Below are 18,709 nucleotides of genomic sequence, written 5' to 3' on the forward strand. Positions count from 1 at the left end.
CACCTTCGCATATATCTTCGCGCTAACTCATAATCCATAACTCATAATTCATAATTCATGTTAAACGGCATCTGATAACGAGGTAAACGTAAAATCCTTAATCTTCATGGGCGGGATCAGATAGCTACGGTACGATTCAATGCTCACACTTCTTTCCACTTTGCCGAGGGCTTCTACGTTGTTAAGCATGATAACAGGGCTTTCGTTGAAGCGGAAGTTCTTGATCGGATGTTTGATTTCACCGTTTTCGATGTAGAAAGTTCCGTCACGGGTGAGGCCAGTCAGCAGCAGTGTCTGGGCATCTACCAGGCGGATGTACCAGAGGCGTGACACGAGAATACCTTTTTCAGTGCTTTTGATCAGTTCATCGAGGCTGGCTGTACCGCCGTCCATAATGATATTGGAGGGCATAGGCATGGGGTTCACCCCTTGTTTTTTTGCCCAGTATTGTGAGTAGGCGAGATTTTTCACGACGCCTTTATCTATCCACATGGTTTTTTCCAGGGGGAACCCTTCGCGGTTCCAGGTGCTGGCAGGCAGGTCAGGATGAAAAGGATCAGAGTAGATGCTTACTTTTTCGTCCATGAGTTGTTCGCCAAGACGGTTACCGCCGCCGGGTTTGCTCATAAAGCTGCGGCCTTCGTCAGCGTTACGGGCATCCAGTCCGCGGAACATATTTTCCAGCATATAGGTGGCTGCTACCGGTTCGAGGATGACCGTATATTTTCCCGGCTCGATTGCTTTGGCGCTGGCGGAGCTGTTGGCTTTCTGTGCCGCAATGCGGGTAGCTTCGAGGGTATCGAGTTTGCTTACGTCATTATATCCGCGCGCAGCAAAGCCGGAACCGGTTCCGGCGCTGTTGCGGGTGGTAATGGTGAATACCACGCTGGTATCTGTTTCATAAGCAAATAAACCTTTTGAATTCATGATGGCAATGAAGTCGGTGGAGTTCTCAATGAACCCCGCTGCTTCAAGATTGGCTTCTTTTGCCACGCCGATGCTTTTCGCTACGGCTTCTGCACGGGAATCCGGCGTCATGGCAGCGGTGGCGGGCACATACATTTTTGATTCCTTAAACGTTTCCGGACCGCGCAGCGGCATATACTCCGGATTCTCCGGCGCCAGCTTCGCCAGTTCCTCAGCACGCTGCACTACACGTTTATAGGCATCGTCATTGAGTTCGTTGATGGTGGCGGTACCGGATTTCCTGCCGAAAGTGGAGGTAACGGATAAGGTGATATTGTCAATATCGCCGGCGGTAGACACGGCGTTGCGGGCATAGCGGATGTTTCCTCCTTCCTCTCCCCTCAGGGTTATCTCGCACTCATCTGCTTTAGACCATGCAAGTACTTTTTCAAGTACAGCTTTTGCTTCTTCCTTTTTTAATATAGCCATAATAGTGAGATCAGATTTTTCTTGCTGTGTTAATAACGTTTACACCATTGAAGCGGGTAGTGGAGCTACCGTGGGATACGGCGTTGGACTGACCCGGCTGGCCTTTGCCATCGTTAAAGGCGCCACCCAGGCGGTAATCGCTTTTATCTGCGATGGCAGTACAGCTGTTCCAGAACTCCTGTGTATTAGCCTGGTAGGCAACATCTTTCAGCATACCTACAATCTGGCCGTTTTTGATTTCATAGAAGGTCTGCCCGCCAAACTGAAAGTTATAACGCTGCTGATCTATTGAAAAAGAGCCGTCTCCTATTATATAAATACCTTTCTCTACATTTTTAATCATATCATCTACGCTGAGTTTATCCTTACCTGGCTGTAATGACACGTTGGGCATCCGCTGAAACTGAACATCCGCCCAACTTTGCGCATAACAGCAGCCCTGAGATTTATTCAGTCCGATGATGTGCGCCTGATCGCGGATAGCCTGGTAGTTAACCAGTACACCGTCTTTAATCAGGTCCCATTGACCGCATTTCACGCCTTCGTCGTCGTAGCCTACAGCGCCGAGTGAGCCGGGTTGCAGTTTATCTGCCACCACATTCACTATTTTGCTGCCGAAGTGGAAATTACCGGACTTCCATTTATCCAGTGTGAGGAAGCTGGTACCGGCATAGTTGGCTTCATAACCCAGTACGCGGTCCAGTTCTGTAGGGTGCGCCACGGACTCGTGGATAGTCAGCCACAGGTGGGAAGGATCCAGTATCAGGTCGTATTTACCTGGTTCTACTGATTTAGCTTTCAGTTTCTGGTCTACATCTGCGGTAGCATTTTTTACATCTTCCAGCATATCGTAGCGGTCTTTATACCTTGTAACCACGCCCCCCACTTTATTGTCGGCGGTAGGTGTCAGGTACTCATACCCCATGCCCACAGGGGAGCTGAGGGATTTGCGTGTTTCGAATTTACCGGTATTCCTGTCTGTTTTGGTAACGGTGAAAGTCGGGAACAGGCGGTGAATATCCTGATCGATATAAGAACCGTCGGTAGATGCAAAATATTTCTGTTCGTTGATAGCGAGAATAGCGGAGTTGACGAAGTTGGCGCCGCCTTTCAGTGCGATGTCATTCACGGATAGCAGCAGGTCTACCTTGTCTTTTACAGGGATGGTGAAAGCATTCTGCTGAATCGGCGTTTTCCATGACACCTGGCCATAGCCCTCCTGAGGCGCCAGCTGCACGGGGGCAGCCACTACGCGGGAATTGGCTTTTGCTACCGCTACAGCTCTTTCCGCCGCCTTCGCGATGGCTTCCTTTGTAACGTTGTTCGTTGCGGCAAATCCCCAGCAACCGTTGGCAATCACGCGGATACCTACTCCGAAGGATTCGGCGTTGGCCACATTCTGCACACGGGTTTCCCGGGTAACAACAAACTGGTTCAGGTATCTTCCTATACGTACGTCCGCATAGGTAGCGCCTTTAGCGCGGGCGGCGTTGAGCGCCACGTCAGCCAGTTGCTTTTTTAATTTCACGTCAATACCATCATTCAGAAAACGTGATGGATCTACAGGATTGCCGAACGCAGTCAGATTCGGCAGAACGAGCGCGCCCAGTCCCATTGCGGAAAGCTGGATAAAGTCTTTACGTTTCAATAGAAAATCCTCCGGTTTAGTTTGATTTAGATTAGTTGATTTCTACGGGTATCTGTAATTCCATACACAAACAATAATGCTGACGGCATAGTACAATCTTTGTTATCTCATGAGCATAAAACCTTGTAACCCTAACTGAAGCCTAAGCTAATTTTTTTTTCTTATTATTTTTCACCACTCGTCACAATTTCTGTTCCCACCATAAAAAAGCGAGAGCGGCAAAGAGCGGTATAATCCACCACCAGCGGGACAATGGCGTATTTGTCTGCAAAGGCGCTGTGGCGGCAGTATGCAACGAAGATGTGATGTTCTGCATGTTCCGCCACTCATCCTGATTATATATATATGTCCATTGCATAACACTATCGCTCTGCAGCAGCTGCCATCCTGTTTTAGCAGGCCAGTAGCGTGCCTTCCAGCTGTGCGGCAGGAAAGGGTCCTGTTCGGGGTACAGCCGCGTATTTCCGGCGCGCAGCAGCGGTGCTGCCTTCGTTTCCAGCTGTACTTCCATCGGCTGATGTATTTGGGGGAAGAGCGGTGACACGATAATTTTTCCGGCAGGTTGTTTTTTCCTGGCGGCGGCTTCCAGCAAAGCAGACCAATATCTGCGGTAAGCGCCGGCCTGGCCTCCCAGCAGCCAGGCATAGGTATTGAAAACCTGCGTACGTACCAGCTTTCCGGCTCCTGCCAGGCTCACCGCGGCATAGGTCTGGCGCAGGCTGTCCTGTACGAGGGGCAGCGCATCATGCGCCACACGCAGCGCAGTAGCGGGGTCCAGCAGCAAGCTCCCCAGCGGCCGGTTACCCGGCAGCCACAGTGACGCCGGCCGGGGATGCGTGCCGGCAGAATCGCCTTTCAGTATCAGTCCAATGCCGGCGCGCTCCAGGTATTGACGCGTGGCGGCCGTAACAGCGGCCGCGTCGGCTATCACCACATCGAATTTATCAAGCAATGCCGGCGACAGCTGTTCCAGCGACTGCTGCGGAAAGTTGGAGAAGCGGGTTGCATATTTATCTCTTGATACTCCTGTACGCATAGCTACCGCATTGCCTTCGGCAGATAACCAGTCAGCCAGGAAGCGGTTGTCAAAGTCCGGCGAGACTGCCAGAAAAAGTATAGCCATTGGCGTTAGTGGCATTACTTCCAGCGGCAGCTGCTGTTGTTCCAGCGTATCGCTGCCGGCCATAGCGGTAATGCGGTATACGGCCCGGCCTCTGTGCAACGGTGTGGCACGCAGCGTAAAGGCTGCGGCTTCCGCTGCGGGCACCTGTAGTGAATCCAGTTCTGTATCAAAGGCGCTGAGGCGCAGCCATACTTTTTGGTGCAAGGTATTGCGGTAGGTTCCCTGAACTATCCATTCATGACCTGTAACAAGCTGCCGGGGCCAGTTACAGGCGATGATACCCTTTTTCTCCACCGGTTTTACTATGCCGGTGGCGGTATCCGGAACGATCATTTTCTTTCCTGAAGATAAAGGCAGGATCAGCAGCACCGCGCATACCACAGCTATTGTGGTGGCAAGCAGGCGGGCAGCCAGCCGGGACTTCCGCGGGCGGCGCACTTCCGCTGCTGCCAGGACCAGCAGCAGTAACAATGCGCATACGGGGACGATATAGTTCCAGCTCATCATGGCTTACTACCGGTTTTCAGGTTTTTAAAATATCGTTGCGGAAGATTTTCTGCTGCTGCGCCGTTAGTCTGCTGCGGCAGCAGAGAGGGCGTATCCAGCATCTGCTGCAACCCCTGTTGCGCCTGGCGCAGGTCCCTGCCGGTAAACTGATTCCGCTGAATACGCTGCATGGCTTCCAGGGCAGACAGGAATGCTGCCGGGGAAGCGGCAGCCCTCGCAGCCAGTAGTTGCGTTGCCTGCTGCAGTATTGCCGGATCGCCGGACTTTTCGCCGGCTCGCAGACCGTCTATAACTGATAAGGCTATACGAACAGCCGATTGCGGATCTGTTTTGCGCAGCGTTTCCTTTTTTATTGCGGGCAGTATTTTATCCAGTTCTCCGGTAAGACGCTTTTCCGGCTTCAGCGGCGTGGTTTTGACGCCGGTTTTAGCTACATATACTCTCGACTGCTGCTGCAGATCTTTCAGGAGCCGCAGCGCCTTGTACGCGAATGGCAGCGCATCCTGCGGCTTATACATCCGCAGCTGGAGTTCTGACTTCCACATTTCGGTGAGCGTAGCCCTCAGCTGTTGCTTCACAGCGGGGTCAAGGAAGGTGGCATCTTCCGCATTATCATGCTTGTCTGTGAATTCATCCAGTATTCTGGCGGCATTCCCGAAATCTTTCGGGTCAGCAGCTGCTTCTTCATGATCGTGACCGTGGTCATGATCATGCCCCTCCTCTGCCGCAACACGGGCATCGCCGATATTGGATTCGTTTTCTTCTCCCAGGAACTTACCATAGCGAAGACGCAGCAGCTTCTGGTCGGTCCCCAGTTCGTTGCTGCGCTGGTTGAATTTTTCCTTTCCCAGACTGTCCCTGTCTTTCAGCAGCTGTTCTGCATCCAGGATGATCTGCCGTTGACTGCGGAAGTATTCCGGTTTGAAATTCACACCGTTGACAAGGCCGTCCATACTAAAGAGGCGCGCAGTATCCGGCAGGGTAACGATATATACATCTGAGCGGCTTTGCTGCCAGCGGGTATCGGTCGTCGTGATATAGAAATACAGCTCATCGCCGGGTTTGAGTCCCAGGGTGGTCAGGTTCAGCAGCCTGGCCAGCTGGTAAGCCGGAGCATGCGCGCTGAAGTTATTGTCAAAGGACAGCTGCTGTTCCTTAAACCTCACTGATTCCCCGTTTCCGCTGGCGATAGTCAGGTGCATCTGCGCCTGCCGGATGCCGTAGTCATCTGTCAGCGCCGCCCGCACATTTACTTTAGCAGAAGCGCCGAAGTCGATGGTTGTATAGGGTTCAGGTGACAGCATCCGGATTACGGGAGGCTGGTCAGGTTTCATCTGCAGCTGGTATAGCTGGGACCGGACCTTGTTGACCCGCACTTCATAGAAGCCGGACTTACGTATAGTACGTGTAGCCGTCCACGTAGTGCTGTCTTTGTCAGGCGCCGGAAGCAGGCGTGTGCTGTCGTTGAACCAAAGTGCCAGTTCCTTTACATCGCCACTGGTATGCAGTTCCCAGCGGATTATGGCGCTGTCTTCTGCTATAATATTTAAACCTGCTTGTGTGCGGACTGCTTTCCCGGTATAGGCCGGTGGATGAATGCTTACCTTCACCTTACTGATACCGGGCGGTATAGTGGCTGTTTCGTTGCCGGTGACAGGCAAGGTAATTTGCTGGTTAGACGGCACTATCACGCTGGTGAGGAAGATCCCCCAGATGGCACAGAGCAGCACGGAGCCGCCCAGTACCGTAGCTGCCTGCCGCAGCGGGCGGTAGAACGTCCGGGGCAGCTGCAGCGAATGCAGCACCGGTGTGATCTTTTCCGTCTGTAGCTTTTCCAGCATTGATAATGTTTCCGGTGATTTCAGCAGCAGCGCGGCGCTGTCTTCCATGTCCGGGAAAGTCTGGTTCAGATAGCGGGCCACTTCTTCCTGCTGCAGTTTCCAGGGTGACCTGGCATACAGAAAAGTCAGCATGGACAGCCCCAGTACCAGTACAGGAGCCTGCCAGGTGGCGGTGAATATAAACGGCAGCGCCACGGCGGCCGACAACAGCAGGCTGCTATATACCTGATGACGCACCCACTTTGCGCGGATGTTATCAATAATCGTATATGCCTGACTGTTATGCATCCCTTGTTACTTTCTTTCGGAGTGATAAATATCTTTCCAGGCAGAACACCAGCATGAATAACAGCCAGCAGGCTTTATCCAGCGGTATATCTTCCATGCTGCCGGCAGTATGTCTGCTCTTGCCTGTGGCAGGCTGCGCCTGCGCGGGATCTATCCGGCGCAGGTCGTGGGCGGGATCTGTAACAACCGGAAATATCAGCTGCAGCAGCTGTTGCGGGAACGATTCCTGCCAGACAAGGTCCGACCAGGCCGGGTGAAAACGGGTATACAGGGTATAGTCTGCCGACAGCACCGGTTTACCATAGCCGTCTCTCCAGATGGCTGGTATAGAATCCGGCGCCTGGATGCTTTTAAATATACGTATATCCGTTCCGGTTATATATCCATTATTCGTCTGCGGATTGCCGGTGGCATACTTCAGGATATGCCCTGCTTTCACTGCAGCCGGAACAGGTTGTTCCGAGAGCCACCAGAGCCAGTCCTGCTGAGCAGGCAGCTGAGCAACATTGGTAACGGTTACTATCTTTATTTTTCTTCCGGTGTATTGCTGAATAGCCAGCAGGGCGGCCTGCAGGTAGCGGGCATCATCCGGGAAGCGGTCGGTATACACAGTGAAGCGGAGACCGGCGGTATCAGTGGTGAGCGTATCGCGTGGTATAAAGAAGATAGCATCCGGAGAGCTGCGTCCATATAATATGCGGGTGCTGTCGCCTGCCAGCGGATAGCTGACAGCGTTCCATTGCAGCAGGGTATCTGTTGCCGGCGCCATGTACCACCGGAGGTTGAGGGCCAGTGCCGGGCGTTCGCCCTGAAAACGCCGGAGCTGATTACCGGTAAAAAGATAAATACTAAAATCAGCCGGCACTTTGGTGGCCAGTTTGCGGAGCAGGGTCCAGTAAGGTGGTGGAGCGGAATCGGCCGGCGGGGCAAACAGCTCCTCCTTCCGGCAGTGCCGGAAGCCGGTATCCCAGGTACGCAGCTGGAAACCTTGCTGCAGCAGGGAATCCACCTGTGGCTGGAAAATGTTGTATACCGCAGGCTCCACTATCACCCAGCCTTTCTGGTGGCGCGAAGCGAGTGGCTGCCGCCATACCGGTTCAGCTAGCAGTAAGGCCAGCAGGAGAATCAGCAGGCAACGCAGTAATAACAGCCACCAGTCGGATACCCGCCAGCTGCGGGAATGACGTACAGCCGTTGCCGTTATCAGTGATATACTGCCTACTCTGAGTATCCTGGCGGGTCTTCGGTTCCACAAATGGATAATCACCGGAACTATTATTCCGGCTGACAGTAGCATCCATATGGGTGTTAAGAGTTGCAGCAATACTATCGTCTTATTTTATTACGCTGATTCAGAAAATCGCGCAGGGCCGCATCCAGCGGGTCCTGTAACTGCAACTGCCGGTAGCTGATCTGTTTTTGCAGCAGTTGAGTACGCAGGGCGCCGATGTGCCGGTTAAATTTCTGTTGATATAATTCCTGTTCCATAGCGCCGCTGATTTCCAGGCGTTCTCCCGTTTCCAGATCCTCCACGGTATCGTAACCGCTGAAATCGCCTGCCTGTTCTCTTTTTCCGGTCAGGTGAAATACCAGGACCTCATGACCGGGGGCTGCGAGTGTTTGCAACAGTGCGGAAATTTCACCGGCTTGTTCGTAGTAATCGGTGATGAAGATGAGCAGTTGTTTTTTATGCGGGCCGGAGAACAGGTTACGGTAATTGGCCGGTGGTGTAAATGATCCGCCGGGCTGTATCTGTTCCAGCTGGTAATAGAAGCGGGCCATATGCTGGGCTTCTCTGCGGGCAGCCATGGTAAAGAGTTCTCCGTGATGCAGCACTGCGAGGCCGGCAGCATCTCCCTGCAGGTGTGCCAGGTAACCCAGCGAAGCGGCGAGATAACGGGCATACTGCATTTTCTCTATACCGTCTTCCGTATGCCGCATAGAGTTACTGGCATCAATTACAAAGCTGATGTTGATGCTGGTTTCCATCTCTGATTCCCGGATATAATAACGGTCAGAGCGTGCATACATTTTCCAGTCGAGCCAGCGCAGGTCATCTCCCGGCTGATAGCTGCGGTACTGGCTGAATTCCAGTCCTGCGCCCTTTACCCTGCTGGCATGCATACCGGCCATAAAGCCGTCCACCGCTGTTTTAGCAGCGAGCGGCAGGTCCTTAATGGACAGCAGTATTTTAGGATCAAGCAGGTTACTCATAATAATCAGGCCATGCGGGTCGCGGTACGTTCAGTTTGTTGCAACAATGTTTCCGTTACTTTATCGGGGAATACGCCTTCTGCTTCAGCCCTGAAATTCATCAGGATACGGTGGCGCAGTACGGGATAGGCCATAGCGCTGATATCAGCCATGGTAACGGCATATCGTCCGTGCAGCAATGCATGCGCCTTGGCGGTAAGGATGAGTGCCTGTCCGGCTCTGGGACCTGCGCCCCAGCGTACCCATTCCTTAACAAAGGTAATGTTGCTGGTATCCGGCCGGGTATTGCGTACCAGGCGGCTGACATAGCCCACCAGTTCCTCATCGACAGCTACTTCTCTTACCAGCTGCTGCAGCTGTAAGATGTCAGCAGCATGTAATACAGGCTGTACCTGCGTCTGGCGGGTACCGGTAGTACCTGTCAGGATAGCTGTTTCCTCCTGTTCAGAAGGATAGCCGATTTTTACATATAGCAGAAAGCGGTCCAGCTGGGCTTCCGGTAAAGGATAGGTACCGGACTGCTCTATCGGGTTCTGTGTAGCCAGGATAAAGAAGGGCCTGTCCAGTTTATAGGTCTGGCCGGCGTAGGTTACTTCAAACTCCTGCATAGCCTCCAGCAGCGCGGATTGCGTTTTAGGCGGCGTACGGTTGATTTCATCTGCCAGAATAATATTGGCAAACAGGGGGCCTTTGTTAAATTTAAAGAAGCGTTTACCGGTAGCATGATCTTCTTCCAGAACTTCCGTACCGATAATATCGGTCGGCATCAGGTCGGGGGTAAACTGAATGCGCCGGAAAGAAAGGTGCAGGGCCTGTGACAGGGTACGTACCATCAGCGTTTTGGCGAGGCCGGGTACGCCTTCCAGCAGACAATGCCCGCCGGCCAGCATTGCTACCAGCACTTCATCCAGCACAGCTTCCTGACCTACAATCACTTTTCTGATTTCCTGTTTCAGCTGCGGTAACTTATCCAGTATTTGTACTCCCATTTTGCTGTTTTAAGATTTTGGCATAATGATATTCCCTTCAGCTAAGTGTTTCCGCTGGTGTAAAATATCCAGATAATACAGATAATAATTGCTTAAATAACAAAATAAAAATATGAAATTTAAGAAATTTTAGATTGACGGTAACAGCCAATGATAAGCGCATGCAAGGGAACACATTTACATTTGTCCGATTAAGATACAGGTCCGGCGACTGGGATACAGATCAGCGCATGCCTTCCAATATCCTCAATTCTCTGATTGAGTATACGACCCTGCAGGTAGCTCCGCAGGAAAAAGTCATTGACCTCAGCAGCCATGAAATTTTCCAGTATCCGTTCTGTTACCTGAGTGGTCACAAGCTCGTACAATTTGATGCGCAGGAAGCTGCCAACTTCAAACAATATGTGCTGAACGGCGGATTTATTTTTGCGGACGACTGCAACCACGATATAGACGGACTGTTTGCGCGCTCCTTTGAAACGCAGATGGGGCAATTATTCGGGGCGCAGGCGCTGAAGAAGATTCCGAATACGCATCCTGTCTACAACACATTTTTCAAATTCGAGAAAGGACCGCCCAATACCTCCTTTGAGCTGAACGGCTGGGGCGACGACCTGATTCACGACTACCTCAAAGCCATTGAAGTGAACGGCCGCATAGGGGTATTATACAGCAATAAGGATTACGGCTGCGAATGGGATTATGATTTCCGTAATAAACGTTTCCTGGCAGAAGATAATACGAAGTTTGGGGTGAATATAGTGATGTACGCCATGCTTTAATTATGAATTACGAATTACGAATTGCGAATTACGAATGTAGAAGCGAAGATTAAACCGAAGATTAAAGGAGATGTTTGATAGTTACCTCCTTTAATCTTCGGTTTAATCTTCGCTTCTACATTCGTAATTCGCAATTCGTAATTCGCAATTATTTAACCTACTATCTTGATTTGCGAAAAAACTATATACTTACATTTGAAGAATACTGTAATTTGTTTTCAAACTAAAACTGCCATCGCCTGAAAAACTACCTGCAACTTTTCATCCTTCTTTGAGAAACCCGTTTATGCCAAAGTCAACCTGCTTCGCTAAATCGATATAGTAAAGCAATCCCGGAATGCAATCAATTTCTTCTTACCATTTCACCAACGTTCTTATTCATCATCATTATGAGGTACTCACTTAGAATCCTAAGCATACTGCTGGTATGCGTATGCCTGAGCATCATGGCAGCCGCACAGCAGGTCATCAGCGGGAAAGTAACCGGCGCGGCTGACAGCACCGGGCTGCCCGGCGTTAATATTTCCGTGCCCGGCGCCGGCAGCGGCGCCATCACGGATGCGAACGGCCGGTACAAACTGCAGCTGCCAGCCAACGCTGCCACCCTGCACTTCTCTTTCCTGGGCTATGAACCACAGACCGTCCCTATCGGTGGCAGAAGCATTGTTAACATTGCCCTGCAAGCCGCCAGCAAAGGACTGGGTGAAGTAGTAGTGGTAGGATACGGTGTGCAGAACCGCCGCGATGTTACCGGCACCATCTCCTCCCTCAAAGGCGCTGACATCAAAAACCTCCCTGTCAGCGATGCCGCACAGGCCATGCAGGGCCGCGTCAGCGGAGTGGATATAGTACGGTCAGACGGACAACCCGGCAGTACCCCCAATATTCGTATACGCGGTACCGGTACCATCAACAACTCCGAGCCACTGATTATCGTGGACGGCGTGCCCGCCGGCGGCCTCAGTGATATCAATCCCAACGACATCGCCTCCATGGAAGTACTGAAAGATGCTTCCTCCTCCGCAATATATGGTACACGTGCAGCCAACGGCGTCATCATCATCACCACCAAAAAAGGAAACTACGGGGAAAAATTAAAAGCCTCGGTCAACGTATACAAAGGGATCACCAATACCATCCGCTACGTCCCCCTGCTGGAAGCTCCGGACCTCGCCATGCTGAAAAGAGAACGCTATACCAACGACGGCAAACCCGTTGACCCGGTATGGCAGGATGCTTACTATGCCACCCAACGTACCGACTGGCAACGCGCCCTCCTCCGCTCCGGCCAGATCACCAACGCAGACGTAAACCTGCGCGGCGGCAACAGCACCTCCAACTATCTCTTCAGCGCCGGCTACTATGATGAAAAAGGTATTGTCGAAAATACCTGGTTCAAAAGATATACAGCCCGTGTCAACTCCGAACATAAACTGGGAAAACGCCTGAAAGTAGGCGAAAACCTCCAGCTCACCTACCGCCAGAGCCAGGGATTTGATACCTACTCCGCACAGACAGGCCTTATCTTCAGCGCACTGCGCTTTAATCCGGCGATACCCGTACTCAATCCTGACGGTAGCTATGGCTCCTCCCAGGCCAGCAACGAACTGGGCGATGTCAATAATCCCCTCTTCACCGCACAGACTACCGACAATACCGAAAAGAACTACCGCCTGCTGGCAAACGTATATGCAGAACTGCAACTACTCGACGGACTCACATTACGCGCCAATTACGGCTACGACGGCAACATCATCAACCAATCTTCCTTCGTTCCCAAAGTACTGGACCAGACACGTACCCGCGACCATGCAGAACTCTGGAAACGGAATGAAACCAATGGCGCTGAACTCTCCGAAATATTCCTGACCTATAACAAAATCTTCTCCCAGAAACATCATATCACCTTTACCGGCGGTTATTCACAGCAGACATTCCGCGGCGACTACTTCCGCGCTGAACGCTGGGGCCTCTCCGATGAATCTCCCGACGTACGCATTCTCGACAACGGCAACAGCATCCGCGATGCCAGCGGTAACTTCAAACCCCAAAGTGCCATCGCCTCCGGATTTGTACGCGGCTTCTACGGATTCATGGATAAATACCTGCTCACCGTTACCTTCCGTGCCGACGGCTCCTCCCGGTTTGCACCAGATAACCGCTGGGGTTACTTCCCCGCCTTCTCCGCAGGATGGCGCGTTTCAGACGAACGTTTCTTCAAAGATCATGTACGCTTCGTGAGCAACCTGAAAATTACCGGTGGCTGGGGACAACTCGGTAACCAGAACGTCACTGAATTCCAGTACCTCTCTCCTGTCAACAGTGATAAACGATATACCATCGGCGGACAATCACTCAACGGTGTCTGGAACTCCCGCCTGCCAAACCCGTACATCACGTGGGAAAAGGCAGAGATGACCAACATCAGCATGGAAGCCGGTTTCTTTGATAATAAACTCAACGCGGTTATCACCTGGTTCAACAAGAACACGAAAGACATGCTGGTGCCAGCTGCCGCCATGGACCTGCATGGCACCGCCGCCATTCCTGACCAGAACATCGGACAGCTGAACAACAGGGGATGGGAAGTGGAACTGAGCTACCAGGGCGGTAAAAAGGATTTCCATTATAATATCGCTGCCAATGCGTCCTTCATTAAAAATGAAGTCACCAAACTGTATGAAGCTAACAGCTTCATCTCCGCTACCCGCTACGGACGCCAGTCGCAGGAGATCTCCCGCACCTATGAAGGACAGCCGCTGGCATCTTTCTATGGCTGGAAAACAAACGGGATCTATCAGACACAGGAAGAAATAAACAGCGATCCCAATATCACCAAGGATCCCAACAAAGCGAACATCAAACCCGGCGATGTACGTTTCCTGGACCTGAACGGCGATGGCGTTGTCAACGACAATGACCGCACCAACCTGGGCAGTCCCAATCCGAAAGTAACCTACGGCATCCAGATGAGCGCCGGCTACAAAAGATTTGACCTGAGCCTTTCCTTTGCAGGCGTAGGCGGTGTAAAGCTCTATAATGCCGACAGAATGAGCGGTACTGATCCTAATGCGCCGTTCAACATGTACGCTGAAATGTTGCAGCGCTGGCATGGTCCTGGTACCAGCAACAGTATTCCGCGTATGACACTCAGCAGCGTTAACCAGAACAACCGCGTATCCGACCGCTTCGTGGAAAGCGGGGATTATTTCTCCCTGAGAAATGTAGCGCTGGGATATACGCTGCCAGCCAGCGCCTGGGGACGCAGCGGCATCTCTGATGTACGCGTATACGTAGCTGCACAGAACCTGTTCGTCCTCACCAGTTATTCAGGCCTTACCCCTATGCTGGGTTTTAACGGCACTACCGACGGCAACCGCCAGCGTGGCGTAGATGTAGCAGCCTACCCGCAGGCACGCACCTTCACCTTTGGCGCTTCCATTAACTTCTAAAAATGACTACCATGCAAAGCATCAGACATATTCTCCTGTATACCGGTATCAGCGCATCCCTCCTGTTCACAGGCTGCAAAAGCGTGCTGGATATAAAACCACAGGGCAACTATACATCCGACAACTACTGGCGTAACCAGGATCAGGCCATCGATGGCATCACCGGCATCTATAATGTACTGCTGGAAGAAGATTTTACCGGCTTTAATGAATTTGTTTTTGATAACTGTTCAGATGACCAGGTACGCGGCGGCGACCATGACTTCGACTCACAGATAGAAGATTTTACCTACGACGCCACCAGCCCTTCCGTAAACTTTGGCTGGAGATGGAAGTATGAATTGATCAACCGCGCCAACGCCGCACTGGTCAATATTCCCCGCATCACCAATATTGATGCGGCCATCAAATCCCGCTGCCTGGGGGAAGCAGCCTTTCTCCGCGCCTTCGCATACTGGCGGCTGCTGCTGATCTACGGTGAAGCGCCCATCATTACGGAAGACGATTTTCTCAAAACCAACTACATCAAACCGAAAGCTACTTCCGATCAGCTGCGCCAGCAGATAGAAAAAGATCTGCAGGCAGCCGCAGAACAACTGCCGGAAAAATATGACGACGTCAACAGCGGCCGCGTCAGCAAAGGCGCTGCGTGGGCTTTATTATGCAAGCTGTACATGGAATGGGGAAAACTGGATCAGGCTATCGTTGCCGGAAATAAAGTCATCACCAACGCCAATTACGCGCTCACCACCAACTACGCCGATAACTTCCTGCAGGCTACCAGCAACACTTCCGAGATGCTGTTTGCCGTTCAGACAACCGACCTCACCAAATCAGATTTCATCACCTACCATGCGCCCCGCAAATGGAGCGGCTGGAGCTTCTTCTACCCGGTAAAAGGTCTGGTGGATGAATTTGAGCCCGGCGATCCGCGGAAAAGCATCTGTATCATGGCGCCCGGCGATAAGATAGACATAGGTACCAGCATCGAAACCGTAACACCGGATCTCTCCTGGACCGGTTACCACTACCGTAAATTCTGCAGCTGGAAAACTACCGGCGGACTAAACTACTCCGTAAAAACACCATTACTGAGAACAGCAGATATCTACCTGCTTGTTGCCGAAGCTAAAATAAGGCTCAACGGCCCCGGCGCCGGAGATGCCGAAATTATGGCTATCCGCCGCCGCGCGTCCGCCACACTTCCCCCCGTTGCAAATGCCGGTATGAAAGCCCTCATGCACGAAAGACGCGTAGAACTCTGCGGTGAAAACGAAAGACAACAGGACCTCCTCCGCTGGGACAAAGCCAAACTGATAGACATCGTTACCATCAACCAGCAGCCCAAGCTCTCCTACGATGGCACCGAAGTAACCAGAGGCGGTGCTCCGCGCAAATTCAGCCGGCCCAAACACTATTATTTCCCATTGCCACAATCCGATATAGACCGGAGTAAAGGGGTGTTGGTGCAGAACCCACTTTACTAGAATTACGAATTGCGAATTACGAATTACAAATGATGAGCGAAGATCTGAGCGGATAATGAATTTACTTCATCGCTCAGATCTTCGCTTATCATTCGTAATTCGTAATTCGTAATTCGTAATTATTTCGTGGAAAACCGATAAACTGTTGTTTGCTTATACGTTTCTCCGGGTTTCAGTATTACGTTCGGGAAAGATGACTGATTGGGAGAATCGGGGAAATGCTGGGCTTCCAGGCAGAGGCCGGCGTGTTGTACGTATTTTTTGCTGCCGGCGGTGTTGGTGAGGGAGCCGTCGAGGAAATTGCCGGAATAGAACTGGATACCGGGTTCTGTAGTAGACACTTCCATGAAACGGCCACTGGACGGATCGTAGAGGGAGGCTACTGTTTCCAGTTGACCTGCTGTTTTATCGAGTACCCAGTTGTGATCGAAGCCACCTTTTACCTTAGCGATATCGTTACCTACTTTTTTGGCGGTAGTGAAATCCATCGGGGTACCTTTTACCGGTTGCAGCTGGCCCAGCGGGATGAGTTTATCATTCACGGGGGTGTAGCGGCTGGCTTTAAGATAAAGCTCCTGTCCGAGGATAGTGCTGTCATTACCTCCGGAGAGGTTGAAATAGGCGTGGTTGGTAAGGTTAACAGGGGTGGCCTTGTCGGTGGTGGCACTGTAATCAATTTTCAGCGCGTTATCCGGTGTAAGGGTATACACGATTGTAGCGCTGAGATTGCCGGGGTAGCCTTCTTCCCCGTCTTTGCTGGTGTAGGTCAGCTGCAGGCTGCTGTCACCGGAGGGGCTGGCATTCCATACTACCTTGTCAAATCCTTTGACGCCGCCGTGCAGCGTGTTGCCGTGATCGTTAGGCGCCAGTGTATATTCCTTTCCGTCGAGTTTGAATTTTGCGTTGGCGATGCGGTTGGCATATCTGCCGATGAGGGCGCCGAAGTAAGGCTGTCCCTTTTGCTGATAGCCGCTGAGGGAGTCGTATGACAGCACCACATTGGCTTTATTGCCTTGTTTATCGGCGGTGATAATATCTGTGATGATACCGCCGTAGTTCAGTATTTTCACTTCTGTGCCCGCAGCATTGCGGAGGGTGTACTGCAATACCTCTTTTCCGTCTGCCTGCCCGAAACTGCGGGGGGGCGTTACCGTAGTGGCGGCGGCTGAGTCGGCTACTGCCTGCTGTCCATCCTGTTTTGGGGCTGCCTGGTTATTGCAGGCTGCCAGCATAGCGCTTCCTGAGATCATAAGGGCCGTCAGCGCCCTGAAATTCATTTCCATAACGATGTTTAAGAGTTGGGTGAAAAGTAATATCTAAATATCGCTATTCTGCACTGAAAAGTCAAGCTACCGGTACAGACGCGCCGTATAATGCGGCAGCAGCGCGGACCGCTGATTTGTTAATTCGGCCATGTTAACATGGTTATGACAATTCTGCATCACTGCAATTCCAGCATCACCACAGAGAAAGGCGGCACCTGAAGACGGATCGTCTGCTGATGCAGCGTCGCCTGTTTAAAGACTGCCGGCTTTATCTTCTCCGGCTGCCCAAATGAATTGTAATCCCTGAGCCGCGCAGCCGTCAGGATACGGCCGCTCAGCGACGTATAACTTCTGCTGCCGGTATGCAACACCACCTCCTGTGATGCGACCGGATCAATATTCACCAGCGAAATATGGGTCATCCCCTTTTTATTGACGGAAGCGGAAGCAGAAATGGCCGGCAGCTGCTGCCCGTTCTGCGTATAGGCGTTACTGTGAACATCCAGCGGAATCAGTGTAGCATCCTGATGTTCCGCATACATCTCCATCACATGATAGGTGGGCGTGAGCAGCATCCGGCTGCCCTGCGTAAGGATAACGGCCTGCAGCACGTTGACCGTCTGCGCCAGGTTGGCCATACGCACCCTGTCTGCATGATTATTAAAGATATTGAGGGTAGCGCCTGCAATCATCGCATCACGCATGGTATTCTGCTGATAGAGGAAGCCAGGGTTCGTACCTGCTTCCACGTTATACCAGCCCCCCCACTCGTCTACCACGAGCGCCACTTTTTTAGCAGGGTCATACTGATCCATAATGGCGCTGTGCTTTTGTATCAGGGTATCCATACGCAACGCTGACTGCATCGTCTGGAAGTATTGCTGATCGGTGTATTCCACGGCATCGCCCTTGCGGTCCCAGTTAATAACGGCATAATGATGCAACGCAATACCCTGCAGCAGGTGCAGCGGAATATTTTTCATCAGCACGGCCGTCCAGTTATAATCAGCGGAGTTGGCGCCGGAAGCAATACGGAAAATATCCGGTGTATTCATGAAGGTGGCGTATTTGCGGTACTCATCGGCATAATACTCCGGACGCATATGCCCGCCACAGCCCCACGCTTCGTTGCCTACGCCCCAGAAATGCACCTTCCAGGGAGCAGGGCGGCCATTGACCCGCCGCAGATCCGACATCGGGCTGACGCCGTCAAAGTTCACATACTGTACCCAGTCCGACAGCTCCTGCACCGTGCCACTGCCAATGTTGCCAGCCAGGTAAGGCATGGCTCCCAGCACTTCGCACATATTCAGGAACTCATGCGTGCCAAAACTGTTACTCTCCGTCACATTCCCCCACCAGGTATTCACAATAGACGGCCGCTCCTGCCGTGGCCCTATCCCATCCTTCCAGTGGTAGGTATCCGCAAAACATCCTCCCGGCCACCGCAGATTAGGAATCTTCAAACGCCGCAACGCCGCTATCACATCGTTTCTCACACCACCCGTATTGGCTATCCGGGAAGTATCGCCCACATAAAATCCATCATAAATACATCTGCCCAGGTGCTCCGCAAAATGTCCGTAAATATGCCGGTTGATAACCGGCGGTGCTTCCGCCTTCCGGAAACTGATTTCATTCTGTGCAGTAACAATATTGGTTGTCAGCATAAGGATCAGCAACCCATTACAGATCAGGTAGCGCATAACATGGAATTT

The 18,709-nt window shown here is 51.9% G+C and carries 12 protein-coding genes; 3 read left to right on the forward strand and 9 right to left on the reverse strand.

Translation table 11 applies throughout. The features are described 5' to 3' along the window. Positions 1 to 60: 60 nt before the first annotated feature. From GWG06_RS29200 to GWG06_RS29230, 7 genes are all read right to left on the reverse strand, one after another. The gene (locus GWG06_RS29200) at positions 61 to 1,395 is read right to left on the reverse strand and encodes a TldD/PmbA family protein (protein ID WP_202183155.1); all 1,335 of its coding nucleotides are present in this window, start codon (positions 1,393 to 1,395) and stop codon (positions 61 to 63) included. A gap of 10 nt (positions 1,396 to 1,405) precedes the next feature. Beyond that, entirely contained in the window at positions 1,406 to 3,043 is a 1,638-nt protein-coding gene (locus GWG06_RS29205; protein ID WP_202183156.1) for a TldD/PmbA family protein, read from the reverse strand. Positions 3,044 to 3,224: 181 nt separating this feature from the next. After that, the gene (locus GWG06_RS29210) at positions 3,225 to 4,673 is read right to left on the reverse strand and encodes a hypothetical protein (RefSeq protein WP_160718022.1); all 1,449 of its coding nucleotides are present in this window, start codon (positions 4,671 to 4,673) and stop codon (positions 3,225 to 3,227) included. Continuing rightward, positions 4,670 to 6,802 (reverse strand): DUF4175 domain-containing protein, encoded by a 2,133-nt coding sequence (locus GWG06_RS29215; RefSeq protein WP_160718023.1) that lies wholly within the window; start codon positions 6,800 to 6,802, stop codon positions 4,670 to 4,672. Before GWG06_RS29215 ends, GWG06_RS29210 begins: the two co-directional genes overlap by 4 nt. Further along, complete coding sequence (locus tag GWG06_RS29220) at positions 6,795 to 8,126, reverse strand: BatA domain-containing protein (protein WP_262888746.1); 1,332 nt, start codon at positions 8,124 to 8,126, stop codon at positions 6,795 to 6,797. Before GWG06_RS29220 ends, GWG06_RS29215 begins: the two co-directional genes overlap by 8 nt. Positions 8,127 to 8,128: 2 nt before the next feature. Next, positions 8,129 to 9,016: a DUF58 domain-containing protein gene (locus GWG06_RS29225; RefSeq protein ID WP_202183157.1), complete on the reverse strand. Its 888-nt coding sequence runs from the start codon at positions 9,014 to 9,016 to the stop codon at positions 8,129 to 8,131. 5 nt (positions 9,017 to 9,021) lie between these two features. After that, on the reverse strand, positions 9,022 to 10,005 hold the full coding sequence (locus GWG06_RS29230; protein ID WP_127039967.1) for an AAA family ATPase: 984 nt from the start codon (positions 10,003 to 10,005) through the stop codon (positions 9,022 to 9,024). A 161-nt stretch (positions 10,006 to 10,166) separates the two neighbouring features. Here GWG06_RS29230 and GWG06_RS29235 point away from each other — a divergent pair, with 161 nt between their 5' ends. The 3 genes from GWG06_RS29235 (at position 10,167) to GWG06_RS29245 (ending at position 15,726) form a co-directional block, all read left to right on the forward strand. Then, positions 10,167 to 10,787 carry a DUF4159 domain-containing protein gene (locus GWG06_RS29235; protein WP_160718025.1) on the forward strand — a complete coding sequence of 207 codons (621 nt, stop codon included), beginning with the start codon at positions 10,167 to 10,169 and terminating at the stop codon, positions 10,785 to 10,787. A 389-nt stretch (positions 10,788 to 11,176) separates the two neighbouring features. Beyond that, positions 11,177 to 14,239 carry a SusC/RagA family TonB-linked outer membrane protein gene (locus tag GWG06_RS29240; protein WP_160718026.1) on the forward strand — a complete coding sequence of 1,021 codons (3,063 nt, stop codon included), beginning with the start codon at positions 11,177 to 11,179 and terminating at the stop codon, positions 14,237 to 14,239. An 11-nt stretch (positions 14,240 to 14,250) separates the two neighbouring features. Then, complete coding sequence (locus GWG06_RS29245; RefSeq protein ID WP_235938592.1) at positions 14,251 to 15,726, forward strand: RagB/SusD family nutrient uptake outer membrane protein; 1,476 nt, start codon at positions 14,251 to 14,253, stop codon at positions 15,724 to 15,726. Positions 15,727 to 15,845: 119 nt separating this feature from the next. On the opposite strand, the gene GWG06_RS29250 is transcribed toward GWG06_RS29245, so the two are convergent. Together GWG06_RS29250 and GWG06_RS29255 are read right to left on the reverse strand one after the other, a co-directional pair. After that, positions 15,846 to 17,009 (reverse strand): aldose epimerase family protein, encoded by a 1,164-nt coding sequence (locus GWG06_RS29250; RefSeq protein WP_202183158.1) that lies wholly within the window; start codon positions 17,007 to 17,009, stop codon positions 15,846 to 15,848. Between the two features lie 158 nt (positions 17,010 to 17,167). Then, a complete protein-coding gene (locus GWG06_RS29255) occupies positions 17,168 to 18,697 on the reverse strand; it encodes an alpha-N-arabinofuranosidase (RefSeq protein WP_160718028.1) in 1,530 nt (509 codons plus the stop codon). Between the last annotated feature and the right edge of the window lie 12 nt (positions 18,698 to 18,709).

Origin of the sequence: Chitinophaga solisilvae (assembly GCF_009928525.1) — a bacterium.
GTDB lineage: Bacteria > Bacteroidota > Bacteroidia > Chitinophagales > Chitinophagaceae > Chitinophaga > Chitinophaga solisilvae.

What these genes read in the sequence shown, in the direction of transcription:
- GWG06_RS29200 (WP_202183155.1), bottom strand. Translation starts at nt 1,395, where the DNA reads ATGGCTATATTAAAAAAGGAAGAAGCAAAAGCTGTACTTGAAAAAGTA.
- GWG06_RS29210 (WP_160718022.1), bottom strand. Translation starts at nt 4,673, where the DNA reads ATGATGAGCTGGAACTATATCGTCCCCGTATGCGCATTGTTACTGCTG.
- GWG06_RS29215 (WP_160718023.1), bottom strand. Translation starts at nt 6,802, where the DNA reads ATGCATAACAGTCAGGCATATACGATTATTGATAACATCCGCGCAAAG.
- GWG06_RS29225 (WP_202183157.1), bottom strand. Translation starts at nt 9,016, where the DNA reads ATGAGTAACCTGCTTGATCCTAAAATACTGCTGTCCATTAAGGACCTG.
- GWG06_RS29230 (WP_127039967.1), bottom strand. Translation starts at nt 10,005, where the DNA reads ATGGGAGTACAAATACTGGATAAGTTACCGCAGCTGAAACAGGAAATC.
- GWG06_RS29235 (WP_160718025.1), top strand. Translation starts at nt 10,167, where the DNA reads ATGCAAGGGAACACATTTACATTTGTCCGATTAAGATACAGGTCCGGC.
- GWG06_RS29240 (WP_160718026.1), top strand. Translation starts at nt 11,177, where the DNA reads ATGAGGTACTCACTTAGAATCCTAAGCATACTGCTGGTATGCGTATGC.
- GWG06_RS29245 (WP_235938592.1), top strand. Translation starts at nt 14,251, where the DNA reads ATGCAAAGCATCAGACATATTCTCCTGTATACCGGTATCAGCGCATCC.
- GWG06_RS29250 (WP_202183158.1), bottom strand. Translation starts at nt 17,009, where the DNA reads ATGGAAATGAATTTCAGGGCGCTGACGGCCCTTATGATCTCAGGAAGC.
- GWG06_RS29255 (WP_160718028.1), bottom strand. Translation starts at nt 18,697, where the DNA reads ATGCGCTACCTGATCTGTAATGGGTTGCTGATCCTTATGCTGACAACC.